This window comes from Rhodoblastus acidophilus (assembly GCF_900187365.1).
In the GTDB taxonomy this organism is placed as follows: Bacteria; Pseudomonadota; Alphaproteobacteria; order Rhizobiales; family Beijerinckiaceae; genus Rhodoblastus; species Rhodoblastus acidophilus.
In genome coordinates this window covers 1-8,920 of record NZ_FYDG01000043.1, presented here as the reverse complement: position 1 = coordinate 8,920, position 8,920 = coordinate 1, and the positions used below count along the sequence as shown (strand labels likewise).

General features: G+C 62.2%; 12 protein-coding genes. 6 read left to right on the top strand and 6 right to left on the bottom strand.

The window, feature by feature from the left end:
- Positions 1-27 precede the first annotated feature (27 nt).
- Positions 28-573, bottom strand: a complete 546-nt coding sequence (locus CFB24_RS23470) for a hypothetical protein (protein ID WP_141098574.1) — start codon at positions 571-573, stop codon at positions 28-30.
- A 100-nt stretch (positions 574-673) separates the two neighbouring features.
- Between CFB24_RS23470 and CFB24_RS21845 the strand changes: the two genes are divergently transcribed.
- Positions 674-856 carry a hypothetical protein gene (locus tag CFB24_RS21845; RefSeq protein WP_088522728.1) on the top strand — a complete coding sequence of 61 codons (183 nt, stop codon included), beginning with the start codon at positions 674-676 and terminating at the stop codon, positions 854-856.
- A gap of 565 nt (positions 857-1,421) precedes the next feature.
- Positions 1,422-1,832 carry an Arc family DNA-binding protein gene (locus CFB24_RS21840; protein WP_158255345.1) on the top strand — a complete coding sequence of 137 codons (411 nt, stop codon included), beginning with the start codon at positions 1,422-1,424 and terminating at the stop codon, positions 1,830-1,832.
- 76 nt (positions 1,833-1,908) lie between these two features.
- Here CFB24_RS21840 and CFB24_RS22880 read toward each other — a convergent pair whose 3' ends face one another.
- Together CFB24_RS22880 and CFB24_RS23845 are read right to left on the bottom strand one after the other, a co-directional pair.
- On the bottom strand, positions 1,909-2,259 hold the full coding sequence (locus tag CFB24_RS22880; RefSeq protein ID WP_141098573.1) for an STY0301 family protein: 351 nt from the start codon (positions 2,257-2,259) through the stop codon (positions 1,909-1,911).
- Complete coding sequence (locus CFB24_RS23845) at positions 2,243-2,755, bottom strand: BPSL0067 family protein (protein WP_244593342.1); 513 nt, start codon at positions 2,753-2,755, stop codon at positions 2,243-2,245. Before CFB24_RS23845 ends, CFB24_RS22880 begins: the two co-directional genes overlap by 17 nt.
- A 132-nt stretch (positions 2,756-2,887) precedes the next feature.
- Here CFB24_RS23845 and CFB24_RS21825 point away from each other — a divergent pair, with 132 nt between their 5' ends.
- The 4 genes from CFB24_RS21825 (at position 2,888) to CFB24_RS21815 (ending at position 5,808) form a co-directional block, all read left to right on the top strand.
- Positions 2,888-3,151 carry a DUF4326 domain-containing protein gene (locus CFB24_RS21825; protein WP_088522725.1) on the top strand — a complete coding sequence of 88 codons (264 nt, stop codon included), beginning with the start codon at positions 2,888-2,890 and terminating at the stop codon, positions 3,149-3,151.
- Between the two features lie 12 nt (positions 3,152-3,163).
- Entirely contained in the window at positions 3,164-3,313 is a 150-nt protein-coding gene (locus CFB24_RS23315; protein WP_158255344.1) for a hypothetical protein, read from the top strand.
- The gene (locus CFB24_RS21820) at positions 3,261-3,824 is read left to right on the top strand and encodes a coiled-coil domain-containing protein (protein WP_158255343.1); all 564 of its coding nucleotides are present in this window, start codon (positions 3,261-3,263) and stop codon (positions 3,822-3,824) included. Before CFB24_RS23315 ends, CFB24_RS21820 begins: the two co-directional genes overlap by 53 nt.
- 1,408 nt (positions 3,825-5,232) lie before the next feature.
- Positions 5,233-5,808 carry a hypothetical protein gene (locus CFB24_RS21815; protein ID WP_088522723.1) on the top strand — a complete coding sequence of 192 codons (576 nt, stop codon included), beginning with the start codon at positions 5,233-5,235 and terminating at the stop codon, positions 5,806-5,808.
- A 450-nt stretch (positions 5,809-6,258) separates the two neighbouring features.
- Here CFB24_RS21815 and CFB24_RS21810 read toward each other — a convergent pair whose 3' ends face one another.
- The 3 genes from CFB24_RS21810 to CFB24_RS21800 form a co-directional block, all read right to left on the bottom strand.
- Positions 6,259-6,588, bottom strand: coding sequence for a hypothetical protein (locus CFB24_RS21810; RefSeq protein WP_141098572.1), 330 nt, complete (start codon positions 6,586-6,588; stop codon positions 6,259-6,261).
- Positions 6,589-6,971: 383 nt separating this feature from the next.
- Positions 6,972-7,676 carry a hypothetical protein gene (locus CFB24_RS21805; RefSeq protein WP_141098571.1) on the bottom strand — a complete coding sequence of 235 codons (705 nt, stop codon included), beginning with the start codon at positions 7,674-7,676 and terminating at the stop codon, positions 6,972-6,974.
- 9 nt (positions 7,677-7,685) lie between these two features.
- Complete coding sequence (locus CFB24_RS21800) at positions 7,686-8,084, bottom strand: hypothetical protein (RefSeq protein WP_088522720.1); 399 nt, start codon at positions 8,082-8,084, stop codon at positions 7,686-7,688.
- Positions 8,085-8,920 lie beyond the last annotated feature (836 nt).

The following is an 8,920-nucleotide window of genomic DNA, read 5'->3' as shown; positions in this document are numbered from 1 at the left end:
GCGGCGAAGCCGCTTATCTGGCCTCCCTCAAATCGAAAGACGCGCCCCATGTGCGACCTGCAGCTTGAAGACGATGACGCTGCGGCCAAAGCCGCGCGCACCAAGACTTTCCACATCACGACCGCCGAAGGCGACGGCGACGGCCGCTGGTACGAAATCTTCGTGCGCAGCCCAATCGACCGCGCCGCCCTTGTCGGCGCCGATCCGGACGAATTCGAGTTTGGCCATCGGGCCGACGACCCGAGCTATGTCCTCGTCCACTTTGACGCCGCCAGCGACAGCCTCGACCCGTCGTTCGGTTACGAAGAAGGATCCGACGCCTACGAAACCGAGCGCGCCATTTTCGATGAGTTCAAGGATGATCTCCTCACCGAAGCCCGCGACGACGAACGCCTCCGCACGGCTCCGGTCGCAGACATCCTCGCGGAAGCCGATGCGGTGATCGCCCGGACCCGAGCCATCCTCGCCGACGACAGGCGGCCAAGGGCCGTCAGGGCGCGCCGCCTGCGCGTTCGCGCCCGACGCCTTCAGAATAAGATTCTGGCCCATATCCACTGAGGACGACGCGTCCAATGAACTCCGACACCATTTGCGACAAGGACGTCGCGGCCTTGCTGAAACGGGCGGCGGCCGCCTTGAAGGACCCGCGCGCGCCGGAAGATCGTGAGATCTGATGTCCTCGCTCGAACGCTCCGCGACATTGCTCGACGCGCGCCAAAACCGCCCGATCAATCGGCTGCGCCGCGCCCCGGAAACACCGGACAATGAGCCGTTTGTCAAAAGACTCGCGATTGCAATGTTCTGGACCTTCATCGCAAATCCGGCTGTCTGGTTGTTCGTCTATGTCTGCCATTGAACACCAGCAGGAGCCTCGGCCCGCGCGCGCTACGTCAAAGGGACTCGCATCTGCTCGCGCCCAAACGGAACGCCGCTGGCCCCTGCCGCCGGATCATCGACAAGCGCCAGTTCTGACGGCCGTTCGCCGCAATTCTCGCATTTCAATCGGGACAACACTTCGCCGAGCCGCGTTGAAGCTCCTACCCGTTCTGAAAGTTTCGCCATCGGCGTGTACGAGAGCTTGCAGCGACAGCGCGTCTCCAGCCAATAGCCGTGCAACAGGGACAACGGAGCGTCGAGAGGCGGCTTGAGCATGCCTCCTATCTCGCATGAGAACAGAAAAAGAACAAGCGGGGCTTTTCCATTCCGGTCGCGGCCGCCGAAGTTCGCAATGCACGCCTTCGAGACTGGCGCTCGACAGGGAATGCTGCAAGGACGGGCGACCGGCGGTTGTGGGCGCGGGCGAGCGGGCTTCGCCCTGGCCTCGCGGGTTGCTTTTCTGACGAAATGACGCGGTTTGTATTCGCGCACGTGGCTCCTACCGCTTTGCTACCATGACAGCAGCAGCCAGGAGACGAGGCGCTATGAGAAAAAACACTCATGTCCGCGATGAAGACAAATTCATGCTCTGCCTCCCCAAGAGCCTTCGCGACCGTATCGCCGAAGCTGCGAAATCCAACGAGCGTTCAATCAACAATGAGATCATCGCCGTTCTGCAACACGCCTACGATCAGGCCGCAGTGACGAAATACCAAACAATTGTTCGCAGTTTAGCGCGCGTTGACGACATGCCGCCGTCTTTATCGCCGGCTAAAATTGATGAATTGGAGCGCTCCGGAAAACTTGTAGAGATGAAGCAAGATCTTAAGATCGAAATCGCAGCCCTTGTCGAACGAATCGAAGACCTCGACTCGGATCGAGACAGGATCATTGCAAGGACAGAGCGTCTGAAAGCCATCGTGGAAAATCTTGACGCGGCGTTTCATCGCTCCTGAACCGCAGCCGCTAGTCTCGCAAAGCAAGGGCCGGAGGCTTGTGTCTCCGGCCTCAATCTTGATCACACGGCTGACGTCACTGCTTGCACTGGAACACCAGGCCGCCGTTGTAGGTCAGTTCGCACGAATCCGTGACATCCGGCAGCTTGAACGCCTCGTTCGGACGTCCCTTGTAACGGCACACCAGCGTCAGTGGCCGATGGGCAGCGCGCAAGTTATGCCAACCCTGGCGGATCAGCTTCTCGGGAAAGGAGCCTCCATCCTTATACTTTTCATCGTCCGGAACCATGAATGCCGGTGGATTGCTCTTCCCTTCAATCACATCGACTCCGATAATATCAGGCTTGCACAAAGACGCCGCTTCTGCCGTCTGCCCAACAAAACAGACGCCAAGCAAAGCCAAGAGGAGGTTAGTGCGAAACAACATAGAATTTACTCCCGCTTTCATACGAATTGCTCGTCGTCCAATTGATAGTGCGATACCTGGCAGGCGCGTTCGCCCATTGATCCATGACCTGAATGCCCTGAGCGTTCTGCCCAAGGTAGATCGCAGTGTGACTTTGCCCAACCGTATTGGTGTAGGCGCCGTCGGCGCCAAATGTCGCGATGACCGTGCCCGGCGCGATATCTGTGTTCCCCTGCACTTGCGTACCAGGAACCCACGTCGAGGTATGGCCCACATTCGACGTCGCCTGCGCCAAGGCCACGCACTGGCCCGAGCCGACTTGCTGACCGAGCATGCTCTCGTAAGCCGAACAGCCGATTGCATGGAAACGAGAGAAATTGGCGAAATCGGACAACCGTCGCGGGTCATCGCGCTCCGCTCGCTTCGGCGGACGCCATAGACCGGCCAGACGCCGCGCCAACCTTGGCGCTCGACGATTTTCCCCTTCGCCCTGCCGGGCGAATTCCTCGCGGAACAAAATCGCCGCGCCTGCGGTCCTCCGCCCGCGTCGGCCCGCGCAAGCGCGGGTTCTGCGCCGTCTCTCAGCCGGTCTCAATCGGCGTCGCCGAGCAGAGCGCGTTGACCCGCCCGGCGATCAGAGGAGGCGAAAATGACAGCAGTCGTGAACAAACACACACACATCAAGACCCCAAACGACACCTACATCGGCCGGGGCGGCAAGTGGGGCAATCCATTCGTCATCGGGAAAGACGGCGACCGGAACGAAGTGGTGAGAAAATATCGTTGCATGATCACGGCGAACGACAAACTGCTCGCGGACATTCACGAACTCAAAGGCCGAAATCTCGTGTGTTTCTGCGCTCCGAAGCTGTGTCACGGCGATATATTGAAAGAACTCGCTGATCGGTCATGAAAGAACAAGCCCATGACTTACGAACTCAACTTCATCGGAATGGACGGGCTGGACCACACCGAAACGCATGTCGGCGACGAGACGTCCAAGAACCAGCTCGTGATCTTCCTTGAAGAACGAGGCGCTCACTGCATCACCGTCGATGAAGTTTCGGACGAGTGAAGCCGCTCAATTTGGCCATCCCTCCAACCTGAAGAGGCGCGGCCAGATGCCCTCGTCTCCAACTTATGATAGGATCACGCCCATGGTAGCCCAAGTCCTGTTCAATCCCTTGCCCTATATCGACCGCCTCACCCGCGGCGGCTTCACGCCGGACCAGGCGCGAGCTCATGCGGAAGCGCTCGAAACCGCTTTCGCCGAGAGCGTCGCCACCAAGCGCGATCTCACCGACGTCAAGAATGAGCTCCAAAGGGAGATTTCTGACTTCAAGAACGAGCTGCAACAGGAAATTGTCGCCGTCAAACATGAACTTAAACAGGATATTGCCGGCGTCAGGCAGGAAATCGCCGGCGTCAAGCACGAGCTCAAGCAGGACATCGCTGGCGTCAGGCAGGAAATCTCCTCCGTGCGACAGGAAATCGCGGCCGTCAAAAACGATGTTCTCCGCTGGACGTTCGGATTCAATCTCGTGATGCTCGGCGCAATCTTTACAATGCTGAAATTCTTGCATTAAGCGTCGGCAATAACCCAAAAATTGCTGGGCGTTCGTCGGTCCGTGCTCATGTCGATGGTGGCGAGACGCGCGCCCGCTGCCGTAGCGCAAGGTACCGATATTGCGAGCGACGAACAGCGCAAGTGTCCAAGAATTTGCGTCTGTCTGCCTCGAACGACAAGGATTTTACGGGCGTGGCGCCTCGCGCGTCAGCGCGCGAGACGCCGCGCTCTCGTGAACGGAGTCCCCTCCGCTGCGCTCCACGGTCTCCGCCCTTCGGGCTTCGATCGCATAACGCCCCCACGGCCAGTTCTGGTCACTTGCTGCCTCAACTCAGCGGCGGCTTCGCCTGGCGCGTCACCGATCTCGCCAAAGACAGCCGCCTGCGTCCCTCGTCAGCCAGTGCTCATGTCTCCTGGTCAAGGCGGCGGAAGCCCCGGAGGGCTCCCACTTGGCCTGCATCCTCAAAGGCGATCACACGTCTCGAAGACGCGCTGTGCGCGAGCCGTCTCCCCTCGCAGGACGCCGTGGTTGCCTCTCTCCCGGTTTGTTTCCCTTGTGGCTCACGATCGCAGCCGAGGCGGGGGCGGTCGGATTGATGCCGGGGGCCACATTCGGCATGGCGATCGCCGCAAGTCGCGCCTTGCTGCGTTCGTCCCGGCGGAAGCGCCCGCCTCCGCCGCCTTCGAAAGGGGCAGGCCGCCGTTCGTCGCGCCGGCGCCGACTTCGTCCAAATAACGGCAGACGCAGCCAACCACAGATTCGACCAAGGGCGACGATGCGAGTGGCGCATGTGGTGTCGCCGCCTTTTCATCGAGGGCGCCGAGCCGCTTTTCCCTCACGATGTCCAGGCGGGGCGCGCCGGTCCCGGCGTTCTTCGTCCAGGGTGGCGAGCCGTTCGAAGTCCGGCGATCAGCGTCGTCATGCCCCGGTCGGGAACAGGCCCAGGCTCGGCCGTCTCAACGTGATGACCCGGCCCAGGCAGGCTCGGCAGGGAGGGCGCGGACAGCGGAAGCCTTTCCAATGCGATTGAAATAGCCATTCGCCGATCCCTTCATCTGGCCGCCAGCGAAAGGGCCATTGCCCCGTGTCAAACGCAATCCCCTCGGTTTGAGTGACGCCTAGACCGGCCAGTCGGCGCGTCAACCGTGGATCGAAACGATTTTCCCCGACCGCAAAGCGGCCTCCTCGCGGAACAAAATCGCCCCGATCGCACGGTCCTCCGCAAGCGTCGGCCCGCAAAGCGCGCGGCGCTCGCCGATTTTCCCCTTCGCCCTGCGGGCGAATTCCTCGCGAAGCAAAATCGCCGACGCCGCGATGCACGCTTGGCGGGTTCTGCGCCGCCTTTGGCCGGTCTCTCTCGGCGTCACCGAGGGGAACGCGTTGACACAGGGTCAACGGCCCCCGGCGCCCAGAAGGATCGACGAAAATGGCTAACAATCGCAAGGCTCCCGCCCAGTCCGCCACCTCCGCCAAGCAGCCCAAGGCCGCCATCACTTTCGAGCGCGCCAAGCTCTTGTGCCCCGACCAGGGCAAAGCCGAGCGCATCGCCGAAAACTTCGGCCTCTTCTGCCCGGACTACGAAAACATCCGGGACCAGCACTCCCTCGCCCTCCTCTCCATGCGGGACGGCTTCGACGGAGCCCTCAACGAAAAGGCCACCGCCCTGCACTTCCAGCGCGTCGTCGGCGCCCTGGTCTCCTCCGCGGTCGGCGCGGGATCGTTCTACTCGGACAAGGTCTCGGACGCCCGCGCGCTCGCGACCCGCACCCACGAAGGCGGCCAGGAGGACGAGGCTCCGGTCGGGTTCGAAAACAAGGCCCGCCGCGCCGCCGAGTTCGCCGCCGAAATGGGCCTCCAGGCCTTCGCCCTCCTCGCCGCCGCCCACGGCGCGGTCGACGCCTACAAGGACATCACCGGCGAAGAGTGGAAGCCCTACCGCGCCCCGGCCGAAAGCCAGCCGCTCGAACAGCGCGCCCTCAAGACCCAGCTCGACGCTCTCTGAGCCGGTCCCAGCGGGAGCCCTCCGGGGCTCCCGCACGCCCCTTCCCTCTCATCTCGCCCGGACGCCAACAGGACGCCGGGCTTTTTCTTGCTCGATCAGCAATCGCGCGAGGCATCCCAGCAATGCGCGCGAGCAAGCTCGCGCATCGTTTTTCCCGAGGCGAAGCCGCCGCCCTCGTTTCGATTGAGGTCTATGAGCCTGCCGTGCGTTCTGGGCCTTCGGAAGGCGGGGCGCGGCGCGCTCCCGCAGGCGGCCCGAAGGCGCAGGGACTTCGTCGCCGAACGCCGGCAGGCCTGGCTGGGCGACAACAACCAGCATGCCGACAACCGCCGCATCCGGCTCAAAGAAGACCTTCCCAGTGTCGCTTGCGGACGACTAAGTGGCGACCCCAAGCAGTCATTCACGCCTTGCTGGCAACATTCGAAGCAACGCTGTCAAAGTCTTGGGTGCCTATAAGCGTTCTTCTTCGGCGCGGTCTATTGCGGCGTTGTCGCGATTAATGGCGCTGATGGTGCCGCTGATCATCCAGCCCAGTCCGATGACACCGTAAGCGATTGCCTCGATGTTCATAGGAAAGCGGTCCATGTCGAGGCCGCCTGAAACGACGATCGAGTTCGAGATCGCGAAATCGACGACATAGGTTCCCCCGAGAATCAGCAATCCGAAGGCGGGGTTGATTTTTGTCCCGGCGAACAGACCGCAGCAGAACAGGATTATCGGGACAAGCATGCCCGCGAATGGTGCGTCCGATACGATAAAATCGAAGAGTTCAGCAATCATGACCTTCTGCTATGCCTGTCTGTCCGGTAAGTTTTCGCTTTAAGAAGAGTGTTTACCCCGTCAGGCGGATCGACGCTCCGGCGGGCGCGTTTGCACCCCAGAATATAAATTGTGGACGATAAATAAATACGAAAGGCGCGGCACGCTGGCATGGCTTGTCCGCTGCAATCCGCAGCAGCGGTCATTCACGGCGCGACCGCCAATGGTCCGCTTCCCGCCGCGAAGAGCCGGTGTGTATGACCAAAGAGTTTGGGCGTTGCGCAAGCAAGCTTGCGCCGCGCTCTCGTGAACGGAGCCCACGCTGTCGCGCGGTCTCCGCCCTTCGGGCTTCGATCGCATAACGCGCCCACGGCCGAACCTGCGTGCGACACGGCCGCGCTTCGTCAGCGCGCAGCAGCCAGAAGCAGGACCTCGACGTCCTTGTCATGATCGACCGGCGCCCACCTCTCGCCGCGAATGGCGATGCCGATGGCGCGCTCCGCCCCGAACGCCTCTTGGCAAGCCTCATAGGCCTCGATCAAGCCGCTCGCCCAAGCATACGTCCGCGATGTCAAGGCATCTTCAAGCGCATCGAGCCAATAGCCGCCCTCATTACGGGCCGCCAGCAGCTTGCCAGCCGCCTCATCCGAACGCCGGGCGTCCTCGCGCGACTTCCGGCACAGCCGGGCCGCCTCCTTGACGAACGGCTTCAACATCGCCTCCAGCGCAGCCCGCCTACGAGCCGCGTCCGCCGGCAAGTCCGTCCGCGTCGCCACGTTCGCCCACATCTCGGCGTCCGCCCGATCGCGAATGATCCAGTCCGGCTCGTCGATTCCGAAAGCTTCCGCCACCAGGCTGACCTGGCGTGCGTCCGGAGCCAACGCGCGCAAGACGTCCGTCGTCGGCGTCGCGACCCGCTCGATGGGAAAACGGATGATATTGGAATTCATGGGCTTCAATTCGTTTTGCATCTTCAGTCTCCTGAACAAACACTGAACATTTAGCGCGGATCGCACCGCCGCGCAAGCGGCAAGACATTGTTTGTGAACAGGTTTCGTGTGCTTGCCGCGACGATTCACGCCAAAGCGCTTTGTCGCGTCGCGGCCCACGCCTGACCATCAATGGAGCCGCTTGAGGTCGGGCGCCTCGAACTCTCCGATATCGACCGCGATGAACTCGCCGCCAAAGCCGCGCAGGTTGCCGCACAAGGCCGGTTCGCCGCCATGGTCGCCGATGCAGAACTCGCGGCATTCCTCGAACTGCACGTCGCGTAGCCCCCATTGCACCGCCATGCGCAGCTTCTCCCAAAGCCTCAACACGGTTTGCCGGCTCACGCCACACGCCAGCCGGCGATGCGCCTCGTCGGGCAACGCCAATATCGCAGTCCATCCGTCGCGACGTCTCACGACGACAATCCCGACGATCTCATCCCGTCGCCAGAGCACGCTCGCAATCACGCGCCGATCGCTGAAATTCTGGAACGGATCAAAGTTAGGTTCCGGCATCCGCTGGCCCATGGCTCATGACCCCTTTCATCTTTGTTCGAATCTCGAATGAAACGGCGCGAACGCCAAAACACAGGATCACATGCCCCGAGCGAGCGCCCGCCTCCCCGCGCTTCATCCGCTCGACGCCAGGAGGTCACGCGAAACGGGTCGTCCGCCTTTCCGAAAGCCCCTGCCCGATCCAGCCAGCGCAGGATGAACGTCGGTCCTCATTCCGCAGCGCTGTTCGCCATCCGCCAGATCACGCCTGAACGGGAGCGGCTGTGCGGCGGCGGCGCAGGACGTCACGCCAATCCTCGACACGCCCGGCGACGCTGAACGGTCATCCCGCATCAAGTCAAAGTCCCTCCAGTCAACTCAAGAACAGGGCGCCGCTCCATCCGGCCGTCCCCTCGGTTTGGAGACGCCTAGACCGGTCAGCCGGCGCGTCAACCGTGGATCGAAACGATTTTCCCCGGCCGCAAGCGGCCTCCTCGCGGAACAAAATCGCCCCGATCGCACGGTCCTCCGCAAGCGTCGGCCCGCCAAGCGCGCGGCGCTCGCCGATTTTCCCCTTCGCCCTGCGGGCGAATTCCTCGCGCGGCAAAATCGCTGACGCCGCGATGCACGCTTGGCGGGTTCTGCGCCGTCTCTCGACCGGTCTGTTTCGGCGTCACCGAGGGGAACGCCGGATGGAGCCGGACGACCTCGAGAGAAAGACAGGAGAGAACCATGAGCCAGTGCGCGGAATTCCACATCATCGGTCGCGTCGGACAACTCAAGAAAGTCGGCACGACGCTCCGCGTCACCATCGCCGCCAGCTATCCCTACAAGGACGAGCGCGGCGACTGGCAGGACCGCACCCGCTG